18 protein-coding genes and 1 pseudogene are annotated in these 20,295 nt (G+C 63.3%); 16 read left to right on the top strand and 3 right to left on the bottom strand.

What is annotated here, in order from left to right; genetic code table 11:
• Positions 1–476, top strand: a pseudogene (locus AS26_RS07125) (glycosyltransferase family 2 protein); the annotation flags it as partial.
• Between the two features lie 13 nt (positions 477–489).
• Positions 490–1,953 carry a glycosyltransferase family 39 protein gene (locus AS26_RS07120; RefSeq protein ID WP_062307752.1) on the top strand — a complete coding sequence of 488 codons (1,464 nt, stop codon included), beginning with the start codon at positions 490–492 and terminating at the stop codon, positions 1,951–1,953.
• 314 nt (positions 1,954–2,267) lie between these two features.
• Here the strand turns inward: AS26_RS07120 and AS26_RS07115 are convergent, their stop codons facing one another.
• Positions 2,268–3,596: an MFS transporter gene (locus AS26_RS07115; protein WP_062307751.1), complete on the bottom strand. Its 1,329-nt coding sequence runs from the start codon at positions 3,594–3,596 to the stop codon at positions 2,268–2,270.
• Positions 3,597–3,692: 96 nt separating this feature from the next.
• A complete protein-coding gene (locus tag AS26_RS07110; protein WP_062307749.1) occupies positions 3,693–4,559 on the bottom strand; it encodes a TIGR01777 family oxidoreductase in 867 nt (288 codons plus the stop codon).
• A 144-nt stretch (positions 4,560–4,703) separates the two neighbouring features.
• Here AS26_RS07110 and AS26_RS07105 point away from each other — a divergent pair, with 144 nt between their 5' ends.
• The 14 genes from AS26_RS07105 (at position 4,704) to AS26_RS07040 (ending at position 19,208) form a co-directional block, all read left to right on the top strand.
• Positions 4,704–5,147 carry a DinB family protein gene (locus AS26_RS07105; RefSeq protein WP_062307746.1) on the top strand — a complete coding sequence of 148 codons (444 nt, stop codon included), beginning with the start codon at positions 4,704–4,706 and terminating at the stop codon, positions 5,145–5,147.
• A gap of 359 nt (positions 5,148–5,506) precedes the next feature.
• The gene (locus AS26_RS07100; RefSeq protein ID WP_245629659.1) at positions 5,507–7,096 is read left to right on the top strand and encodes a peptide ABC transporter substrate-binding protein; all 1,590 of its coding nucleotides are present in this window, start codon (positions 5,507–5,509) and stop codon (positions 7,094–7,096) included.
• A gap of 185 nt (positions 7,097–7,281) precedes the next feature.
• Complete coding sequence (locus AS26_RS07095; RefSeq protein WP_062307743.1) at positions 7,282–9,060, top strand: peptide ABC transporter substrate-binding protein; 1,779 nt, start codon at positions 7,282–7,284, stop codon at positions 9,058–9,060.
• Between the two features lie 155 nt (positions 9,061–9,215).
• Positions 9,216–9,842, top strand: coding sequence for a YhbD family protein (locus tag AS26_RS07090; protein WP_062307741.1), 627 nt, complete (start codon positions 9,216–9,218; stop codon positions 9,840–9,842).
• Between the two features lie 14 nt (positions 9,843–9,856).
• On the top strand, positions 9,857–10,570 hold the full coding sequence (locus AS26_RS07085) for a polymer-forming cytoskeletal protein (RefSeq protein WP_281176952.1): 714 nt from the start codon (positions 9,857–9,859) through the stop codon (positions 10,568–10,570).
• Between the two features lie 13 nt (positions 10,571–10,583).
• On the top strand, positions 10,584–11,267 hold the full coding sequence (locus AS26_RS07080) for a polymer-forming cytoskeletal protein (RefSeq protein ID WP_062307737.1): 684 nt from the start codon (positions 10,584–10,586) through the stop codon (positions 11,265–11,267).
• 11 nt (positions 11,268–11,278) lie between these two features.
• Positions 11,279–12,811: an MDR family MFS transporter gene (locus AS26_RS07075; RefSeq protein ID WP_062307760.1), complete on the top strand. Its 1,533-nt coding sequence runs from the start codon at positions 11,279–11,281 to the stop codon at positions 12,809–12,811.
• Between the two features lie 29 nt (positions 12,812–12,840).
• Positions 12,841–14,091: an MFS transporter gene (locus AS26_RS07070; RefSeq protein ID WP_062307733.1), complete on the top strand. Its 1,251-nt coding sequence runs from the start codon at positions 12,841–12,843 to the stop codon at positions 14,089–14,091.
• Positions 14,092–14,175: 84 nt separating this feature from the next.
• A complete protein-coding gene (locus AS26_RS07065) occupies positions 14,176–15,105 on the top strand; it encodes a manganese-dependent inorganic pyrophosphatase (RefSeq protein WP_062307731.1) in 930 nt (309 codons plus the stop codon).
• A gap of 108 nt (positions 15,106–15,213) precedes the next feature.
• Positions 15,214–15,906, top strand: coding sequence for a thiamine phosphate synthase (gene thiE / locus AS26_RS07060; RefSeq protein WP_062307728.1), 693 nt, complete (start codon positions 15,214–15,216; stop codon positions 15,904–15,906).
• On the top strand, positions 15,893–17,050 hold the full coding sequence (gene thiO, locus AS26_RS07055) for a glycine oxidase ThiO (RefSeq protein WP_062307726.1): 1,158 nt from the start codon (positions 15,893–15,895) through the stop codon (positions 17,048–17,050). Before thiE ends, thiO begins: the two co-directional genes overlap by 14 nt.
• Positions 17,028–17,228: a sulfur carrier protein ThiS gene (thiS, locus tag AS26_RS07050; RefSeq protein ID WP_062307723.1), complete on the top strand. Its 201-nt coding sequence runs from the start codon at positions 17,028–17,030 to the stop codon at positions 17,226–17,228. The genes thiO and thiS overlap by 23 nt, the downstream gene beginning before the upstream one ends.
• A gap of 153 nt (positions 17,229–17,381) precedes the next feature.
• Positions 17,382–18,161, top strand: coding sequence for a thiazole synthase (locus tag AS26_RS07045; protein ID WP_062307721.1), 780 nt, complete (start codon positions 17,382–17,384; stop codon positions 18,159–18,161).
• A 15-nt stretch (positions 18,162–18,176) separates the two neighbouring features.
• The gene (locus tag AS26_RS07040; RefSeq protein ID WP_062307718.1) at positions 18,177–19,208 is read left to right on the top strand and encodes a ThiF family adenylyltransferase; all 1,032 of its coding nucleotides are present in this window, start codon (positions 18,177–18,179) and stop codon (positions 19,206–19,208) included.
• 13 nt (positions 19,209–19,221) lie between these two features.
• Here the strand turns inward: AS26_RS07040 and AS26_RS07035 are convergent, their stop codons facing one another.
• Positions 19,222–20,211 (bottom strand): SPL family radical SAM protein, encoded by a 990-nt coding sequence (locus AS26_RS07035; RefSeq protein WP_062307716.1) that lies wholly within the window; start codon positions 20,209–20,211, stop codon positions 19,222–19,224.
• Between the last annotated feature and the right edge of the window lie 84 nt (positions 20,212–20,295).

Genomic DNA, 20,295 nt, shown 5'->3' with positions numbered 1-20,295 from the left:
GCTATCTCATCACATGGCTGGTGAACATGAGGCGTCCGTTGCAGTTGTGGCGCGATCTCGGCACGAAAGGCTTCTGGGGATTTCAGGAAATGATCCTCGGGACCCCATTTTTACCGCTCGTGAACCCGTTCTTTTGGCTGTTGTTGATCCTGTGGTTTGTGCGTCATGCGCCGTGGATTCCGACCCTATTCCCGGGCTTTCTCTACTACTTAGCTTCAATTCTCTTGTTCATCGGCAATTTCGTGTTTGTATACAGCAACATGGTCGGCATGTACCTTGAGGTCGAGAAAAGTCAACGGCGGGGATCTGCGTTGTTGTCTTTCAGGCTGGTTCTTTCGGCGGTTCTCTCGCCGCTGTATTGGCTCCTGATGTCCGTCGCCACGTATCGTGCGTTATGGGAACTCATTCGAAGGCCGTTCTATTGGAACAAGACGCCGCATGGTCTGACGACGACCACGGTGCGCCTGCCGTCATAAGGAGCATTCACGAATGATGCGATGGGTTGAACTTTCAAAGGAGAACGCATCCGTTCAGAGAAAAGACCGGACCAGCTGGGTTCTAGCCGCGATCGTATTTTTGGCTGAGTTCGTTTTCGGCTGTTATCTGTACGCAGTCGAAGGTGATATCCAGGAGGATGCCCTGAGCCGCGTGGCCAACGCATTTTACGTGTTGTTTAGCCGGAATCCGCATCTGGGCGCGATTGGCTTTGTATGGAACCCCTTGCCGAGCATGTTTGAGTTGCCGCCCGTCGCCCTGTGGCGTTGGTTCCCACCCATCGCTTCAGACGCGTTGGCTGGCGTGCTCGTGACATCCCTCGCATCTGCGGCCATCGCGTTCGCATTGTACCGAGCTCTGCTTGGGGCTCAAGTCTCGAAGGCCACTTCCCTTGTGCTCGTTTTGTGCCTCGCGCTGCATCCGTTCATGTTCCTCTACGGTGCAAATGGCATGAGTGAGATGATCTTCGCCTGTTTTTTGGTCATCTGTCTATTAAACTATCTCGCATGGAAAGACGAATATTCCATTTCAAGGTTGGTCATTGCAGGGTGTGCCCTCGCGATGGCGTTTTGGGCGCGCTATGAAGCGGGAGCATTCGGGGTGGGGCTGTTTGCAATCGTTCTCTTCGACGCGCTACGCCGTGCCCCGATGGGTGCACATGCGCGCTTACTCATGTCTCGCCGGAGGTACCGCTGGTTCCGCAGGCAGGAGCGTTTGTGGTACGCCCTCGCCACTGCTCTGGTATTGCTCTTGCCTGCCGTATATTCGGGCATTGTGTGGATTGCGCTGAATGCTGAGATCATGCACGATCCGCTCTACTTCCTGCACTCTGCGTATTCGAACTTATCGTTGACGAGCGTGCTTTCCTCGACGTCCAAGTATCGCTCAATTGAGCACCACCCGGTGCGTGTTCTGCTGTTCATGTGGCGACGGATCTGGATGTTTATGGTTCCTGTAGGTATGCTGCTTGTGTACCGCCTCATTCGCGGTCGACTCTTTCGGTGGGAGACGTTACAACTGCTCCTGCTCGCTGCATCCATTCCTTCGCTACAGTTCTTGCTACTCCTGCATGGAGCATCATACGGTTGGTTGCGATTTTTCTTTTATCCTCTTCCGATTGCGGTGGCCTGGTGGACATACGAAATGCGTGCAGATGCCAGGCAACTGAAGCGATGGGAGCGTGAACTGGCGCAACTTGCGATGGCCATGTCCGTTGCAATCTCCGGCGTGCTCACAGGAGTAGTGATGGATCGAAATGCCGAGATTGCGCCTGAGGAATACAGTCTCATTCACATGGATAAAAATGCGGTGCTTCAACAGCTCCGAATCCAACAGCAAGTCGCCCAATATATAAATCAGGAGCTTCCCGCGGCGACGATTCTTATGGATTCGTACGCTGCCTTCGATGTGATTCTTCATGTGCAACACCCGCGTTTACGAGCGACTACGATTTTGTGAACGCGCTGCGCTATCCGGCGACGTATCACGTCGGGTATATCGTTGTTCCAGACCCGGTAAACGGATATCAGTTTGACGCCGTAAACCGCACCTATCCAACCCTCTATGTCCATGGAGCATCGTGGGCACATCTGGAGAAGAATTTCGGTATGTGGAAAATCTACCGAGTCCTCAAAAACCCATAGCTTGGCCTCGCGCTTGCACAGGACTTTTGCTTAAGGTCGTCGAGTTCTGCATGGACGTTGCCTCATACCACGTGGACGGCGAACGAATGAGGCCCCCGCAAGATTGTTCCCTGCGGGGGCCTCAAGGTGTCAATGTGTTAGCGATGCAGAGGAGCTGGTTGAGGTCTCAATCCGCCGCTGTTTGTCCGGCTGATGGAAGATGAGCACCGCGAGCACCGACGTGGCGGCGAGCACGGCCATGAGCCAGAAGGCGCTCTTGAAGCTGCCCGTGGCGTTGACAATCCATCCTGTGATGACCGGCGCAAGAAAACCGGCTGCCGCAAAAAAGGTATCCATGACGCCCAGAGCCGTGGCCGTGCGCTCTCGCATCAGATCCACGTTCATCGCGTAGAAGGTGGAGTTCGCGCTCATCCCAAAGCCCACCGCGAGCGTGATGAAGACGATGGCCGTGGTGAGATCGTGCGTAAAGGTGAGCGGGATGACGCAGAGCGCCGACAAGAGCTGCGAGATCCAGATGGGGTACGATCGCGCCAACCGCAGGCTTCCCGTCCGCCGGAGGATCCAGTCGGAAATGTAGCCGACGAGCCACAGGAGCACGGTGGCCAAAGCCCACGGCAGGATGGAGAAGGCTCCAACGGATTTGAGGTTCAAGTGGTACACGTTTTTCAGATAGGACGGCAACCACGTCATGAAAAAGAACAGGTAATAGCCGAACACAAAGAAGGACCAGTTGTTCGCCATCAAGGTGCGGTTGACCAAAAGGTACTTCCACAGCGTCCCGGAGGACACGTGATGCGCCTGGCGGTAGCGCATTTCCTTGGCGGGACGGGATCGATCCACGGCCTGTGTAGCTCGGATGTGGCGCAGCTCTTCATCGTTCACATGCCGGCTGTGTTCTGGGAAGTCGCGGAACAAAAAGAACCATACCGGCACCCAGAGAAGGCCCACGATGCCGAGAATGATGAACATGCCGCGCCAGCCGACACCGAGAATCAAGGACGTCACAATCGGGGCGCCGATGGCGAGCGCGAGCGGCACGGCCACGAGCGAGTTGGACAGCGCGATGGCTCGTTCTCGAGGCGAAAGCCAGTCGCCGACGGCTCGGTTGACGGCTGGGAAGTTGGGTCCCTCCGCGATGCCGAGCAGGATGCGCATGAGGTAGATGATGGTGAAGGACGCCGCCACGCCGGTGAGGCCAATGGACAGGCTCCAGAGGAGGGACGCGAAGAAGAGGGCCCAGCGCGCGCCGACGTGATCGACCCAGATGCCGCCGAAGAAGGTGGTAATCATGTAGCCGATGCCAAAGGTGCCGAGGATCATGCCGACCTGGCTGTCGTTCAGGTGCAGGACCTGAGCGATGTCGCCAATGGCATAGGAGATGGCGGAACGGTCGATGTAGTTGACCACCGTGATGAAGAACAAAAGACCGATAATGACCCAGCGGAATCGCGTGGCCATGGTTCGAGAGCCTCCTTTCTTGTGTTTCCCTGCAAAAGATTGAGGGGGAAATCGATTTCATTCTAAGGGCAGGAGGGGGAGGTGCACAAGTCCGGCTCACAGGAAGTCCAAAATGGCGGCATCAAGGGTCGGGTAGGCAAAGGTGAAGCCGAGATCGAGCGCACGTTGAGGCAACACGCGCTGACCGTCGAGCACGAGGGTGGCGCGCCGGCCGAGCGCCAGGCGCAGTACGGCGCTTGGAACACGGGTGAGGTGGGGGCGGTGAAGCGCCTCGGCCAGCGTGCGCGTGAAGCCGCGCATTTGCACGGGCTCGGGTGCGGTGGCGTTGAAGGGGCCGTCCAACCGATGGTCCGCGAGGACCCACGCGGCGAGTCGGGCAGCGTCGTGGACGTGAATCCACGATATCCACTGACGGCCAGATCCGAGCGTTCCTCCGAGACCCAGCTGGAACACGGGCCACATGAGGGGCAGCGCGCCGCCGTCGCGCCCGAGCACCATGCCGAACCGCAGAAAGGCCACCCGCGTGAGGGCGCGGAGGGGCTCTGCGGCCTCCTCCCACGCCACGCACACGCGCGCCAGAAAGTCGTTTCCGGGCGGAGAGGTCTCGGTAAACGTCCTGTCCGGAGACGAGCCGTAGTAACCCACGGCGGAGGCCTGCAGGTACGCGGTGGGCGCGGAGGGCAGACCTTCGAGGGCCGCGATCACGGCGCGAACCGTGTCGACGCGCGATCGGACAATTTCGCGCCGGTACGCTGCGCTCCAGCGCTTTCGATTGAGCGAAGCGCCGGCGAGGTTGCAGATGGCGTAGGGCTCGCCGCGTTCGGCGCTCGCGGCAAAACGGACGCGCAGAACCTCTGGCGCGTACGGTCGCCGTACGACGTCCGGCTGGTGGCCTTGGCGTTCAAGTTCGCGCGCGAGATGGCGGCCGATGAATCCGGAGCCGCCGAGGAGGTAGATGTGCACGCGTGGCGCCTCCCGGGCAAGATGATCCTGATGGCATTGTAGCAGATCGTGCGCGCGGCCGTGATCGCGCTACAATGAAGGAGGGCCGAAGGCGGACCGCCAACGGCGATGGGGCCGTGGCGATGATGAGGGAGGAACGAGGCTATGTTGAAGGAGATGCAAGACCTCCACGATCTCTACCTGAAGGTGCACGCGACGATTCATCAGATGGTGGATGATCTGACGGACGAACAATGGGTGAAAAAGCCGGCGGATCATTTCAACAACATCGCGTCGATCCTGGAACACACCTTGCTTGTGGAACGCCGCTTCTTTGCGCAGCTGAAGGGAGAGACGCCGGACATCGACGCGAGGGCGCCGTTTTTGGCGACGAGTTGGGATGTCGCGAAGATCAAGTCGATGTGGGCGGAAAACGAGCGCCTGGCCAGGGACGCGTTTGAGCACCTGACGGCACAGCAGTTGGATGAGCCGGGAGCCAAGCTGGGGGTTGGCGAGGTCAACAAGCGCCAGCTCGCGGCGTATGCGATTGCGCACACGGCACACCATCGAGGGCAAATCCCGCTTGTGAAAAAGTTGCTTGGAATTTGAAGTCGAAGCGACGAGACACATCGGCGCGCCGCCGATGTGTCTGTTTTATTGACTTCGATTGGCGGTCTGGCGCGATGTTTGGCCTTATCATGGACAGTTGTCACACATCTTCCCCTTTACACGGCCGTCGACGCGTCGTACAATGGGCCTGCTTGTCTGAAATCTTGGTTCAAATGAGAGGTTTTCAGAACATTGAGGGGGTTCGAGAGACAGTGACACGTCGAGGAAAAGGAATCGCTGCTGCGGGCATGGCCGCGGCCATTGTGATGGGGGTGACGGGATGCGGCTCTTCCGCGTCGAATCAAACTTCGTCTCATCCGGTTTCAAAACCCCAGAGTGGCGGTGTCATTGAGTATGCTGTGCAACCAGCAACCGATTTGAATTGGTTTCTGCCTCTCTTCACGGGTCCCACGGACACGCTGGCGAACGCGCAGCTCGTGTACCAGATGTTTGTCCCTCTATTGCAGCTGAACAACAGTTACCAGATCGACTGGAAGAATTCGATCGCGGAAAAGGTCACGTACAATGCGCAAGGTACTGTCTACCACATCTACTTGAATCCGAAGTGGAAATGGTCTAACGGCCAACCGGTGACGTCTGCGGATCTCCTCTTCACCTGGAACGTCATGAAGGCAGCCTGCGCGCCGAACGCGCCGTCGCCGTGGCCGTACGTCGGCGCGGGAACGGGGGACATCCCCAACGGCATCCAAAGTGTGGTGGCGAACGGGCCTTACGAGGTGACGGTCACGCTCAAACAGCCCACTAACCAGCAGTGGTTTATCTACAACGGTCTCATGCAGATGACGCCCATGCCCGCGAAGTACATGGACGTTAAGAAAAACATGACCGACGAGCTGAAGTACCTCGGCGCCAATGGGCCCAATATGATGTTCGACAAAGTGGTGGATGGGCCGTTTGAACCCGTCTACGCAAAGGACCGCCAGGAGTGGGTGCTGAAACCTAACCCGATGTACGCGGGGCACAAGAGCACCGTTTCGAAGCTCATCTTCCTGTACGAAGGCTCCAACGAAGCGGAGCTCGCGGCGCTTCGCAGCGGCCAGGTCAACGTTGGATACTTGGATCCGTCGGAATCAGCGGCCGTTCCGCAGCTGAAGTCGTCCGGTTTCACCATCGCGCCGGAATACATGTTTGCGGTCTTCTGGACCGAGATGAACATGTATCCGGCATCCCCGAACTCAAAGATCTTCGACCAACTGTATGTGCGCCAAGCCCTGATGCAGGCCATCAACAATCAGGAAATTGCACAAGACATCTACAAGGGGTACGCGGTCCCGCTGCATGGGCCGATTCCGCCTGAACCCCGCACGCAGTTCTACGATCCGGCTGTGGAGAAGCTGTATCCTTATAACCCGGCGGCGGCGAAAAAACTGCTCGAAGCGCACGGCTGGAAGCTTGAGAACGGCGTGATGACCAAAGGCAACCAGAAGATGAACTTCACCATGATTTATGCGACAGGCGTCGAGACCACCGTCCAGGAGGCAGAGCTCATCCAGCAGGAGCTCGCGCAGATTGGCGTGAAGGTGTCGCTCAAGGGCATGCCGTTTGACCAACTGATTTCGCTGACAAGCAATGCGAAGGAGACCAACTGGGATCTCGCGCTCGGCTCAGGATGGATCTACAGCGGTCCGGGCTACTATCCGTCCGGAGATGGCCTGTTCAACACGGGCGCGCCGAGCGGCACTGGCTACAGCAATGCCACCGAAGACGCGCTGATCAATGCGACGCACGTACCGTACAGTTCCACCGCCGAGACCATGAAGCACTTCTATCAATACGAGTACTACACGGCGGAGCAGTTGCCGATGCTATGGAACGTGAACAACGCGACCGTAGCCGTCATCGCGCCGAGCGTCCACAACGTGTTGCCGTATTACAACGGCGCGGTTGGCATTCCCGAGATGCAGTACTGGACGGTTTCGGATCGGTGACGCTCGATTCGGTGGCGTGAACGCGAAGTTTTGAAGCTCGATTGAAGATCTCTTTAAAAAATGCGTGCAATGCGCAATTGGACTTGCTATACTAGAAGTGTCCTTGGTTCTACACCTGCTACTGGCCCGCATCGAGCGACACCGTTCGATGCGGGCATTCTCTACGTCTTCTCAGGGAGGTACAAATGGTGCGAAAACTTAGAAAGCGAGCGCTTGTTTCTGCGGGTGCTGCCGCGGCAGTCGTGCTCGGCGTGACCGGGTGCGGTACATCCACGTCGAACAGCGCTTCCAACAACACCACCAACACCAAAAATTCCACGACGACCGCGACGACCACTGGGCCGGTAAACCCTGAGGGCGTAATCGACTACGCGCTGCCTCCGCAGACGGACCTCAACTGGTTCCTTCCCATCTTCAACGCGGCGAACGATTCGCTGTATAACGCCCAGATTGTCGATCAGATGTACATCCCGATGTTGGTGCTGAACAACGACTACAGCATCAACTGGCAGGATTCCATTGCGAAAAACATCACGTACAACAAGCAGGGTACTGTTTACCACATCTTCCTGAACCCGAAGTGGAAGTGGTCGAACGGCCAGCCGGTGACGTCGAAGGACGTCCTCTTTACGTGGAATGTGATTAAGGCGGCTTCCGCGTCGAACGCGCCGAGCCCGTGGCCGTTTGTGGGCGTGGGCACAGGTGATATCCCGAACGGTGTGGCGAGTGTGGTGGCGAATGGCCCGTACGAGGTCACCATCACGCTCAAACAGCCGACGAACCAGCAGTGGTTTATCTACAACGGCATTATTCAGCTCACGCCGCTTCCTGCTTCCTATATGGACGTCAAGTCGAACATCACGGACGAGATCAAGTACCTGGGCGCCAATGCGACCAATATGATGTTCGACAAAGTCGTGGACGGCCCGTTCAAGCCGCTGCTGGCGAAGGACAAGCAGGAGTGGGTCATTGTCCCGAACCCGAGCTACGCGGGCCACAAGCCTCAAGTGAGCAAGATTGTCTTCCAGTATGAGGGCTCCAACGAGGCGGAGTTTGCGGCGCTCCGCAGCGGCCAGATCAACGTCGGCTACCTGGATCAGTCGCAACTCGGCTCGGAGTCGGCGCTCACGTCGATGGGCGATACGGTGACGCCGGAGTATACGTTTGGTATCTTCTGGATTGAGATGAACATGTACAAGGGCGCGCCCAATGCGAGCGTCTTTGATCAACTGCCGGTCCGCCAGGCGCTGCAGATGGCGATTGACCGCGAGACCATTGTGAAGGACATCTACAAGGGCTTCGCGGTGCCGCTCTACGGCCCGATTCCGCCGCAGCCCGCGACGAAGTTCTACGATCCGGCTGTGAACGGCCTGTATAGCTTCAACCTCGCCAAGGCGAAGCAGCTGCTCGAGAGCGCGGGTTGGCACATGAAGAACGGCGTCATGACGAACGCGCAGGGCAAGAAGCTGAACCTCACCATGATGTATGTCACGGGCAGCGAGTCGACGCAGCAGGAGGCCGAGCTCGTGCAACAGGACTTCGGGCAGATCGGCGTGAAGGTGACGCTCAAGGGCGAGCCGTTCTCGCAGTTCATCTCCATCACGTCCGATCCGTCGAACCACTCCTGGGATCTCGCGCTTGGCTCCGGTTGGGGGTACAACGGCCCGGGCTTCTATCCGTCGGGCGAAGGTCTGTTCAACACGGGTGCGCCGAGCGGCACGGGCTTCAGCGATCCGAAGGAAGATCAGCTGATCAACGCGACGCACCAGCCGTACGCGACGACCGCTGAGACGATGAAGGTGTTCGACCAGTACGAAATGTACACGGCGAAGGTCCTGCCGTTCCTGTGGACGGTCAACCCAGCCACGCTCGTCGTCGTGGCGCCGCACGTGCAGGGTGTGCTGCAGCACCTGAACGCCGCGGATGGCCTGCCCGAGATGCAGTACTGGTACGTGACGAAGTGAGTTTTTCGCTCCGTGCGCCTGCCGAGAGGCAGGCGCTCTTGCTTTTGGTCCAGGTTGGCCCGTTGACGCCGACGCGCGCCCGTTCTGAAAGGCTTCATGCCGCTTGCATAACGTAACAATGTTATGTTACGATCGCGGCGTGGAGATGGTGCTTCATGGAGGACGAACTGATCTCGAAAAAGGAACTCCTCGACATCACGGGTATCTCCTACGGCCAACTGTACCGGTGGAAGCGCAAAAAGCTGATCCCGGAGGAGTGGTTCATTCGAAAGTCCACGTTCACCGGCCAGGAGACGTTCTTTCCGCGCGACAAAATTCTCAGTCGCATCGAGCAGATCAAGCAGTGGAAAGAGGATGTCCCTCTCGATGAGCTGGCGAAGCGGCTGTCTCCGGACGGAATTGACGTCGAGCGGACGGGCGAGGATCTCGTGCGGCTCGGCATCGCGAGCCCTCCCGCCCTGCGCTTGTATGAGGAGGCTCACCCTCGCGCTCGCGTGCTCGCGTTTCGCGAAATTGTCTGCGCGCACCTGGTTCACGAGGCTATCGCGAGCGGCCAGGTCAGCCTGGACGAGGCGAGGCAACTCATCCCCATGTTCGAACATAGCGTAACAATGTTTCGTGACATGCAAGTGCGGCTCGATCTCGTCCGCAAACTCGGCGTCGGCATCTGGCTGGCGCGCGCGCCCGATGCGGAAGTCGTGATCGACCCGCAGGCGAACGTCGCATTTTCCGCCGATGTGGCGAGCGCGGTGGAGCAGTTGAAGCTTAAATTGATGGGATGACCTGAGGCGTCTACGTGTGGGGGGAATCGCATATGGCTGAGGATCTCGAGGTTTCCGGTCGTGCCACGCTTGGGGGCGGCGCGTATCGCAAGGTCGAGGTCAACGGGACGGCCAAGATGCAGGGCGACGTGTCGTGCGAGCGTTGCGAGGTGAATGGCAGCGCGCACGTCGGCGGGCGGATGGACGTGACAGAGAAGTTCGAGGTGAATGGCCGCGTGACCGTGAATGGAAGCATCAGGGCGGGGGCGTTTGAAGTGAACGGCTTGTGCGATGTGGCGGGCGACTGTGAGGTCGGGAGCGAGGCCGAGATCGCCGGCATGGCGAAAATCGGGCGCGGGTTGAAAGCCGCTCGCGTACACGTCGGCGGCCGCGCGCGGGTCGGAGGGCCCATCGAAGCGGATCGCATTTGCGTCACGGGCAGCGTCGAATGCCGGGCGCTGATGAACGCGGACGAGATCGAATTCGAGCTGATGGGCAAGTCGAGGGTGCGGGAGATCGGCTGCACGACCATCACGACCCGCGTCGGCAAGGGAGGTTGGTTTTCGAAGCCGCGCCTGGAGGTAGAGGTGATGGAAGGGGACCGCATCGAGGTGGAGGCGGTTCTCGCGCGCCGCATTCGGGGCGACGTCGTCGTGTTGGGAGACGGCTGCGAGGTGGATAGGGTCGAGTATCGCACGGCCTTTGAGCGGCGGGGCTCGGCCGTGGTGGGCGAAGCGGTGCAGTTGTGAGGAGGAGATGCCGATGCAAAGCGGCTCCAAGCTTGACAAACCCCATTTGACGGTGATGGGCGAATCGACCTCCGCGGGCGGCGAATTTGGGCGGGTGCGAATCCTGGGGCAGGCCGTCGTCCAGGGCCGGTTGGTGTGCGAGCGACTCCGGGTCATGGGGGAGATGGAGGCGAATGGGGACGTCTCGGCGGACGAGGCAAGCATCATGGGGCAGATGACGTGCCGAGCGAATCTTCTCATCTCCAGGCTCGACGTGAAGGGGATGCTCGTCTGCGACGGCCACCTGTCCGTGGGCGAATTGAAGACCGCGGGCGAGGTGAAGGTCCGCGGGAATTGCGAGGCGGATCGCGCCCTGATCCGGGGTGCCATGACCGTGGATGGCCTGTTTTCCGCGGATGAGGCGCGGATTCGGCTGCACGGGGACTGTCGCGCGCGGGAGATGGGCATGGGGCGGCTCGCGGTCGAGTTGCCGCGCTATCCGTGGGGCGCCGAGATGAGGCGCCACGGCACGCTCGAGGTGGACGTGATTGAGGCGGATGAGGTCCATCTCGTTCACACGAAGGCCCGCGTGGTCCGCGCGAAGGTGGTGCGGCTCGGCCCTGGTTGCGCTATCGAGTGCGTCGAATACAGCGACGCGTACGAGGCGCACCCGAGTGCTCGCGTCGGACGCGTCACAGCAGCGGGGGTGGCGGAATGACGGAGAGGGAGATGCAGATGCGTAGAACATCCAAGCAAGGATGGGTCGTGCTGGCGCTCTTGCTTGGCATCTTTGTGGCGGCCATGGACAACACGATTGTGGCCACCGCGACGGGCAACATCGTCGCGCACCTGGGCGGCCTCGAGCAGATTGTGTGGATCACGGCGGCGTATATGTTGACCGAGATGGCTGGGATGCCGATTTTCGGCAAGCTGTCCGACATGTACGGGCGCAAGCGGTTTTTCATGTTTGGCATTGCGGCGTTCCTCATCGGCTCTATCCTGTGCGGCACGGCGCAGAACATGACCGAACTCGCCATCTATCGCGCCATTCAGGGCATCGGCGGCGGCGCGCTCATGCCCATCGCGTTTACCATCATCTTCGACGTGGTGCCGCCGAAGGAGCAGGGCAAGTTTTCGGGCCTGTTCGGCGCGGTGTTCGGCATGGCGAGCATCTTCGGCCCGCTTCTCGGCGCGTACATCACCCAGCACTGGTCGTGGCGGATCGTCTTCTACATCAACGTTCCGATTGGCGCGGTGGCGTTCCTGCTCATCCTGTTTGCGTACCGCGAGTCGTCCCGGCACGGGCGGCAGGTCATCGACTGGCTCGGCATCTTCACCCTGGTGCCCGGCGTCACCGCGCTCACCTTCGCGCTCGAGCTCGGCGGGCAGACGTATCCGTGGGCTTCGGCGCCCATTCTCGCGGGGTTCGCGGTGGCCGCGGTGCTCCTCGCGCTCTTTTTGGCCGTGGAGTTGCGGGCGAAAGAGCCCGTCGTCTCGCTCCACCTGTTTCGCAGGCGATCCTTTGCCGTCTCGAACGTGGCCGGCATCTTGAGTGGCAGCGCGTACATCGTCGCGGTGGTGTGGGTGCCCATCTACGTGCAGGGCGTCCGCGGCGGATCGCCCATCGACGCGGGGCTGTATCTCTTGCCGATGATGGTCGGATCGTCCGCGTCCGCGGCCGTGGCGGGGCGACTTGCGAGCCGCGCGGCTTATCGGACGGTGTTGTTGCCGTTTGCCCTCCTGTTTGGCTTCGGCATCGCGCTCCTTCTCGGGCTCCGCGAAGACACGCCGACGTGGCGCGTGCTCCTCGACATGGCCGTGGTCGGGGTGGGCATCGGGCCGTTCTTCTCCGTCACCGGCATGGCCGCGATGAGCGATCTCGACCCGCATCAGCGCGGCGCGGGCAGCTCCACCAACAGCTTCGTCCGCGAACTCGGGATGACGGTCGGCATCGTGATTTACGGCGCCATTCAGAAGCACGCGTTTGCCTACCAGGTGGCTCAGGCGTTTCGCGGCGTTCCGCAAGCTGGCGCGTTCCGCCACATGGATCCCCGCGCCATCATGTCGCCGCAGACGCGCATGCACATCCCTGATTTCGTACTGCACAAGCTCGTCGACGCGCTCCATCAGTCGATTCAGGCCACCTTCTTCTGGGACCTGATTCCGTGCGCGCTGACCGTCGCAGCCGTGTGCGCGTTCGGTCGATCCCGCTTCTCGCCGCAAGCCTGGGCGATGGCTCCGGTAGACGAGGCGGTGGACTGAGGTCAAATCCCGTGTGAGGAGAGAGCGCGATGTTCCGGGTATTCCGATGGCCGGCGTTCACCTCCGTCTGGCTGGGGCAGATCTTGTCGCAGGTCGGCACGCAGCTGTTGTTCATCATGGCGTATTGGGAACTGCAGCTCCGCTCGCCATACCTGTTGTCCGCCGCCGGGTTGGTGTTGACGCTGCCGAACCTCCTGTCCGCCGTCGGCGGCAGCCTCGTGGATCGCTGGGACGCCCGTTTCGTGATGCTTTGGACCGATCTCGTCCGCGCCGCGGTCTCGCTGTTCGGCGCCCTGGCCTACGCGTGGTGGCCCCACGCGTTTGTGCCCGTGACGCTCGTCATTCTGGCCGCGCACGGCCTCGGCGGCAGCCTGTTTACGCCAGCCGAGAGCGTGATCCTGCCACGGCTGGTGCCCGACGAGGATCTCGTGGCGGCCAATGGCCTCTCCATGACCACGTCGCGACTGGCCATCTCCGTCGGCGCGGCCGTCGGGGGCGCGTCGATCGCGGCCATCGGCGTCCCATGGATTGCTGCCATCGACGGCCTCACCTTTCTCGCGAGCGCCGCCGCCGTGGCCAACGTCATTCGCCTGTGGCGGCGTGAGGGCCGCAGGTGGCGGGACCGAGCGGCAGCGCCGAGGCCAAAGGCTTCTTTGGCCTCGCAGATGATGGAAGGCTGGCGCGCCGTCGCGCGCATTCGCTGGTTCGTCGCCGTTTTGCCCGTCCTCATGCTCCTCAACTTCTCCTTCGCCGGGGTGGACGTGCTCTTATCCGTGTGGACGCACCGCGTGCTGCACGGAGGCGCTGCGCAATTCGGCGCTCTGAACGCGACCCTGTCCTTCGGTCAGCTGCTTGGCAGCCTCTTCGCGAGCCTCGCCGCGAAGATGAACGCGCGCACAGGGCTTCTCACGTTCGGCGGTTTGACGTCGGCGTCGATCCTCGCGTTCAGCTTCTCTCGCTCCGTGCCGTTCTCGCTCGCCACAAGCGTGGTGGAGGGCGTGTTCATTGCCATCATCAACGCCATCGGTTTCGCCCTCATGCAGCGCGCGATTCCCGAGAAGGTGCGCGGGAGGGCGTTTGGCCTCATCTACTCGTTCGCGGGCGTGGCGGTGCCGCTTGCCAACGGGCTTGCCGGCGTCTCCCTGCGCGTGGTGCCCATCGCGGCGTGGATGTGGCTCTGCTCTGCCGCGTGCGCCGCGCTCACCATCGGCTGGTGGCGGGCCGTCCCGCGCCACGGCGCCGCAGGCCAACCCGCTTCGGGCGCGGCGCCGAACGCGTGATGCCTCGCCACCCGTGCAAACAGGCCCTCCAACCTGATATACTGAATTCGAATGTTTACAAAATCGCTTGGAGGAGTCGGCTGCATGGCGAAGCGCTTGATTTTCGGCCACCGAAATCCCGATACCGACGCGATCACGTCCGCGATCGCATACGCTCACCTGAAGCGCGAACTGGGCGAGGACGTGGAGCCCGTGGCGCTCGGCGAGCCGAACCCTGAGACGCAGTTCGTCCTGAGCCACTTCGGTGTGTCCGCGCCGCGCGTCGTCGAGGGCGTGGCAGGGGAAGTGGACGAGGTCATCCTGGTGGATCACAACGAGCGCCAACAGAGCGCGCCGGACGTCGACCAGGTGAAGGTGGTGGAGGTCATCGATCACCACCGCATCGCGAACTTCGAGACGGCGGATCCGCTCTACTATCGCGCGGAACCGGTCGGCTGCACAGCCACCATTTTGAACAAGCTGTACAAGGAGAAGAACGTCTCGATTCCGCGCCACGTGGCTGGCATCATGCTCTCCGCCATCATCTCGGACACTCTGCTCCTCAAGTCGCCGACCTGCACGGAGGAGGACGTGAAGGCGGCGCGGGAACTCGCCGAGCTCGCTGGCGTCAAGCTGGAGGAGTACGGGCTTCAGATGCTCAAGGCGGGCGCGGATCTCAGCCAGAAGACCGTCGACGAACTTCTGACGCTCGACGCGAAGGAGTTCCAGATGGGCCATGCGAAGGTCGAGATCGCGCAGGTGAATGCGGTGGACGTCAACGACGTGCTCGCGAAGAAGGGCGAGATCCTGCAGGCCATGGAGAAGAAGGTCGCCGAGAAGAATCTGGACCTGTTCTTCTTTGTGGTGACCGACATCCTGAACAACGACTCGGTGGGCCTGGCCGTGGGGCGCGCGGCGCACGCGGTCGAGGAGGCGTACGGCGTGAAGCTCGAGGATCATCAGGCCCTGCTGAAAGGCGTCGTGTCGCGCAAGAAGCAGATTGTCCCCGTGCTCACGGAGGCGCTCTCGAAGTAAGTCCGCGACAACATCAGATGGCTGCCGATGTGGCGGCGCGTTTGCGAGGTTCAGACTGGAAACCTGCCGTGCCCGATGGGGTGCGGCTTTTCTTTTGGAGATGACAACATGACCCATGTGCTCCATGTGTTGAGCGATCGCGCCCGCGGCGCGAAGGTTCCGCTCGAAGAGGCGCTGTGGCTCGCGGCTTTGGGTGGCGCGGACGTGATTCAAGTCCGCGAAAAGAAGGCGCCGGCGCTCGCCGTGTTTGAATTCGCGCGCGAGCTTCTGGCGCGGCTGCGCGAGGCGGGATCAGGCGCGCGCGTGCTCGTGAACGATCGCCTGGACGTGGCCCTGGCGGCGGGCGCGGACGGCGTGCACCTGGCTGCCAAGTCGCTGCCGGTCGCGGCTGCGCGCGAGGTGGTGCAGCGCGCGGGCGGCGGGCTTCTCCTCGGCTGCTCCGTGCACTCGCTCGAGGAGGCGCGGGCCGCCGAGGCGGCGGGCGCCGACTACGTCACCTTTGGCCACATCTTCCCCACCGCATCACACCCGGGCCTGCCGCCGAAGGGCGTGCGGGAACTCGCCCGGGTGGTCGAGGCGCTCGCCATCCCGGTGGTGGCCATCGGCGGGATTGACGCCGGGAACGTGGCCGAGGTGTTGGCCACGGGCGCAAGCGGCGTGGCCGTCATTGGCGCGGTGGTGGAGGCCGCGGATCCGCGCGCGGCCGCGGCGAGGCTCAAGGAGGCCATGGCAAGATGTGCCGCGGCGCCGAAGGTGCCGTTTCCGGCGGCAGGAGGAGGTGTGCGGAATGCGTGCGTATGACGCCGTGGTGGTGGGCGGCGGCGCCATCGGCATGGCGTCGGCGCGGGCCCTGGCGCGCGAGGGACTGTCCGTGGCCGTGATCGACCGCGGCCGGCTGGGGGGCGAGGCCTCGAGTGCGGCGGCGGGGATGCTCGGCGCGCAGCTCGAGGCGCACGCGCCGGACGCGTTTTATGCGCTGTGCCGGGAGAGCCGCGCGATGTACCCGAACTTTGCGGCGGCGCTCCTCGAGGAGACGGGCATCGACGTCGAGTGGGTGGAAAACGGCATCCTGCAGCTCGCGCGCTCGGAGGGCGCGGCCGCGGCGCTCAGGGAGCGGATGAGATGGCAGCGCGCGGCGGGCGATGAGGCGGTGTGGCTCGATCCGGCAGAGGTGCGGGCGCTCGAGCCCGCAACCGCGGACGACGTGCTTGGCGCGCTCTATCTGCCGCGCGACGGCAACGTCCACGCGCCGAGGCTCAGCGCGGCGCTCAGGGCGTGTGTGGCTGGCCTGTGCGACGTGTACGAGGGCGAAGAAGTTGTGGCCGTCGAGCGCGCGGGCGCGGGTTGGCGCGTGCGCGGCGCGCGGGACGTGTACGCGGCGGACCGGGTGGTGCTGGCAGCCGGCGCGTGGGCATCTCCCTTCCTCCGCGCGCTCGGGATTTCGCTCGAGGTGCGTCCGGTGAAGGGGCAGATGTTTGCCTTGCGACCGCCGCGCGGCGCCGCCTTGCGCCGAACGGTGTACGATGCCGGCACGTATCTGGTGCCGAAGCGGGATGGGACGGTCGTCGTCGGCGCGACGGAGGAGCCGGACGCGGGCTACGACAAGCGCAACACAGTGGACGGCCTCGCGGCGCTTGCCGCCAAGGCGCTCGGCGCGGTGCCCGGCCTTCGCGGCGGCGAGTGGGTGCGCGCCTGGAGCGGCCTTCGCCCGCGACTCGCAGGTGAAGCGGCCGATCCCGTCATTGGCCCGTGGCCCGGCGCCGAGGGCATCATTCTCGCCGTCGGCCATTTTCGCAACGGCGTGTTGCTCTCCCCCATCACGGGCCGCATCGTGGCGGGCGCCGCGCTCGGGCGCGAGCCCGAGGATCTCTGGCTGCCGTTTTGGCCGCCCGCGCGTTTTGCGGCTCGGGGAGGTGATGTGCGTGCGAATACGCCTGAACGGTAAGGACGTCTCCCTTCCGGATGGCCTCACGGTGCGCGATCTCGTCCGCCACTACGATCTCGACGGCGAGCCGGTGGCCATTGAGCGGAATGGCCAGATTGTGGACCGAGAGGCGTTCGACGCCGAAGTGATCCAGGAGGGCGACGTCGTCGAGATGGTTCGATTCGTCGGCGGCGGCTGATGGCCCTTCGGCCGTTGACAGATGCCGCTTGCCGCGCGGACCGCTTGCCGGGAAGCACGCATCCGCGCGGGAAGGGCGCGCTGAGCAAACGTCCCCCGCGCTGGCGGATCGCCAAGGCGCAGATATCCGTACGTGGAGAGGAGCAAGTTCCCCATGGAACCTTTGCGGATTGCAGGACGCTCGTTTCAGTCCCGGCTCATGGTGGGCACGGGCAAGTACGAATCGCTCGAGGTCATGCGCGAAGCGCTCGCTGCCTCGGGCGCCGAGATCGTCACCGTCGCCGTGCGACGGGTGAATCTCGAGGCTCGCGAGACGTCCATCCTGTCCTACATCGATCTCGAGCGCTACACGCTATTGCCGAACACCGCGGGCTGCCACACGGCCGAAGAGGCCGTCCGCACGGCGCGGCTGGCGCGGGCCGCGGGGCTGTCGAACTGGGTGAAGCTCGAGGTCATCCCGGATGACGGCACCCTGCTTCCGGATCCCATCGCGACCGTGGAGGCCGCCGAGATCCTCGTCAAAGAGGGCTTCGTCGTGCTTCCCTACACCACGGACGATCACGTCGTCGCCCGGCGGCTGTTAGAAGTCGGCTGCGCGGCCGTAATGCCGTACGGATCCGCCATCGGCACGGGGCGCGGCCTCGAGGCGGTGGAGCGGATTGCGCGCATCGTCGACGAGATCCGCGGCCGCGTGCCGGTGGTGGTGGACGCGGGCATCGGCGCCCCGTCTGACGCCGCGCTCGCGATGGAAACCGGCGCGGACGCCGTGCTCGTCAACACCGCCATTGCCCGCGCGGGCGATCCCGTCGCGATGGCGCGGGCGATGCGCATGGCCGTCGAGGCCGGCTATCTCGCGCGGCGCGCCGGCCGCATCCCGAAGTCGAGCACACCTTCACCGTCGAGCCCGGAGGCGGGCGTCGTCGGTCGGAACTGAAGGGATGGCTGCGGCATGACGGAGTTCGCATTTAACAGCCGCTATTCGCGCCAGATTCGCTTTCGGCACATCGGCGAGGCGGGCCAGGAGCGGATCTCGAGCGCACGCGTGGCCGTGGTGGGGCTCGGCGCGCTCGGGACGGCGAGCGCCGCGCAGCTCGCGCGCGCCGGCGTGGGCTACCTGCGGCTCATTGACCGGGACGTCGTCGAGATCACGAACCTGCAGCGCCAAATGCTCTACACCGAGGAGGACGCCCGCAACGCCACGCCGAAGGCCATCGCGGCGCGCGACGCGCTTGCGGCCGCCAACAGCAGCATCGCCATCGAAGCGGTGGTGGACGATCTCGACGCCTCAAATGCGGAGCGCCTCCTCGCCGACGTGGACGTCGTGATCGACGGAAGCGACAACTTCGAGGTCCGGTACTTGATCAACGAGGTGGCGGTCAAGCACGGCATCCCATGGGCCTACGCGGGCGCGGTGGAGGCGCATGGCACGAGCGCGTTCTTGCGGCCCGGCCGCACGCCGTGCCTGGTGTGTCTCGTGGGCCACGGTGCCCGGGTGGGGTATGACACGTGCGACACGGTCGGCGTCATTGCGCCTATCGTTCAGTGGATGGCGTCGTACCAGGTGGCGGAGGTGCTGAAGTACCTCGCGGGCCGTGAGGACGCCCTGTCGAACGCCATCCTCCAGGCCGACGTGTGGCAGACCGATGTCCGGCTCATCCGCATGGGCGGTCCCAAGCCCGACTGCCCCTGCTGCGCGCGGAGGGAGTTTGTGGCCCTCAGCGCGGGCCGCCGAGCGCTCTCCGTCACGTTCTGCGGCCGCCAGACGATTCAGGTGCGGCCCGAGGCGGACGTGGCGCTTTCGCTCGAGGCGCTCGCCGAGCGCCTGCGACCGCTTGGCGCTGTGCGCGCGAACGACGCCCTGCTGCGATTTGAGGCGGAGGGCGTGACCCTCACCGTGTTCCCGAACGGCCGCGCGCTCGTGCATGGCACGGACGATCCCGCCCGCGCCCGCTCGCTTTACGCGCAGTACATCGGCATGTGATGCCCGAAGACGCCTAGAGCGGCAGCGTCAACTGCACGCAGCGAGGCTCGGGCGCGGCAGGTTTCGGTTCACCGCGCGCCCCCTCGGTTTGTGCGGCCGGCTCGTCGCCCGGTGCGTCCGCGGGCACCTGCCGCGGCGCGAGCCCCGCCGCCCGCCTGGCGAGCGCCTCCACCGCGTACAATCGCTCGGCGTACGCGCGCGGTGGATAGGCGCGGCCCGCGTACAAGCGCTCGTACCGCGCCACCATCGCCGGATACGCGCGCCTCAGGACAGCGAAGAACCACGGCTTGACCTCGGGCGCCAACCGCAGAGGCGACACCATTGCATCCGCGGCGCCTGCCGCCCGCGCGGCCTTCATGACGGCCGCGATGGACGCCACGTCGTCTGTCAGATAAGGGAGCACCGGCGCCACGAAGACGCTCACCGGGAGCCCGGCCTCCACGAGCTGCGCCAACGCGCGCAGCCGGACGCCAGGCGGCGGCGTGGCAGGCTCAAAGGCGCGCCAGATCTCGGCATCGAGCGTGTGCAGGCTCACGTGCACGCCCTCCAGCCTGGCGCGCTTCAACAGGTCGAGATCTCGCAGCACGAGCGGCGATCTCGTCGTGATGCTGAACCGGACGCCGTAGCGGACGAGGACCTCGAGGCACCGGCGCGTGATGCCAAAGCGCGCCTCGGCCGACTGATACGGGTCCGTCGCCGTGCCGATGGCCACGATGCCGAGCGAAGCGGCCATCCGTTCGACATCTCCCCCGGCTCGCGCGAGCCGCGCGCTGAGCTCCGCCTCGAGGACGGCAGGGAGCTCCTGCTTCACGTGGATGCGCGAGCGGAACGTGTCGTCCGCATGGTACCCGAGATATTCATGCGTACCTCGGGCATAGCAGAAGGCGCACCCGTGCCCACAGCCTCGGTACGGATTCAGCGACCACGCAAACGGCATGCTCGCGGCGCGAACCCGGTTCAGCGCCCGCTTCACATCCAGACGAAGAAACGTCGGAGCCTCCATCCCGGCACCCCTCCTCAGCGCGACCTGCGCGAAACCGAACATATGTTCTCATCTCAGTATACTTCCCCTTCCCTCGTTTCGCAA

Source organism: Alicyclobacillus sendaiensis NBRC 100866 (assembly GCF_001552675.1).
GTDB lineage: Bacteria > Bacillota > Bacilli > Alicyclobacillales > Alicyclobacillaceae > Alicyclobacillus > Alicyclobacillus sendaiensis.
This window is presented reverse-complemented; position numbering and strand designations above follow the sequence as displayed.

Excerpts from the sequence above, each read along its gene's own strand:
- AS26_RS07120 (WP_062307752.1), top strand. The coding sequence starts at position 490 with ATGATGCGATGGGTTGAACTTTCAAAGGAGAACGCATCCGTTCAGAGA.
- AS26_RS07115 (WP_062307751.1), bottom strand. The coding sequence starts at position 3,596 with ATGGCCACGCGATTCCGCTGGGTCATTATCGGTCTTTTGTTCTTCATC.
- AS26_RS07105 (WP_062307746.1), top strand. The coding sequence starts at position 4,704 with ATGTTGAAGGAGATGCAAGACCTCCACGATCTCTACCTGAAGGTGCAC.
- AS26_RS07095 (WP_062307743.1), top strand. The coding sequence starts at position 7,282 with ATGGTGCGAAAACTTAGAAAGCGAGCGCTTGTTTCTGCGGGTGCTGCC.
- AS26_RS07090 (WP_062307741.1), top strand. The coding sequence starts at position 9,216 with ATGGAGGACGAACTGATCTCGAAAAAGGAACTCCTCGACATCACGGGT.
- AS26_RS07080 (WP_062307737.1), top strand. The coding sequence starts at position 10,584 with ATGCAAAGCGGCTCCAAGCTTGACAAACCCCATTTGACGGTGATGGGC.
- AS26_RS07075 (WP_062307760.1), top strand. The coding sequence starts at position 11,279 with ATGCAGATGCGTAGAACATCCAAGCAAGGATGGGTCGTGCTGGCGCTC.
- AS26_RS07070 (WP_062307733.1), top strand. The coding sequence starts at position 12,841 with ATGTTCCGGGTATTCCGATGGCCGGCGTTCACCTCCGTCTGGCTGGGG.
- AS26_RS07065 (WP_062307731.1), top strand. The coding sequence starts at position 14,176 with ATGGCGAAGCGCTTGATTTTCGGCCACCGAAATCCCGATACCGACGCG.
- thiE (WP_062307728.1), top strand. The coding sequence starts at position 15,214 with ATGACCCATGTGCTCCATGTGTTGAGCGATCGCGCCCGCGGCGCGAAG.
- thiO (WP_062307726.1), top strand. The coding sequence starts at position 15,893 with ATGCGTGCGTATGACGCCGTGGTGGTGGGCGGCGGCGCCATCGGCATG.
- AS26_RS07045 (WP_062307721.1), top strand. The coding sequence starts at position 17,382 with ATGGAACCTTTGCGGATTGCAGGACGCTCGTTTCAGTCCCGGCTCATG.
- AS26_RS07040 (WP_062307718.1), top strand. The coding sequence starts at position 18,177 with ATGACGGAGTTCGCATTTAACAGCCGCTATTCGCGCCAGATTCGCTTT.
- AS26_RS07035 (WP_062307716.1), bottom strand. The coding sequence starts at position 20,211 with ATGGAGGCTCCGACGTTTCTTCGTCTGGATGTGAAGCGGGCGCTGAAC.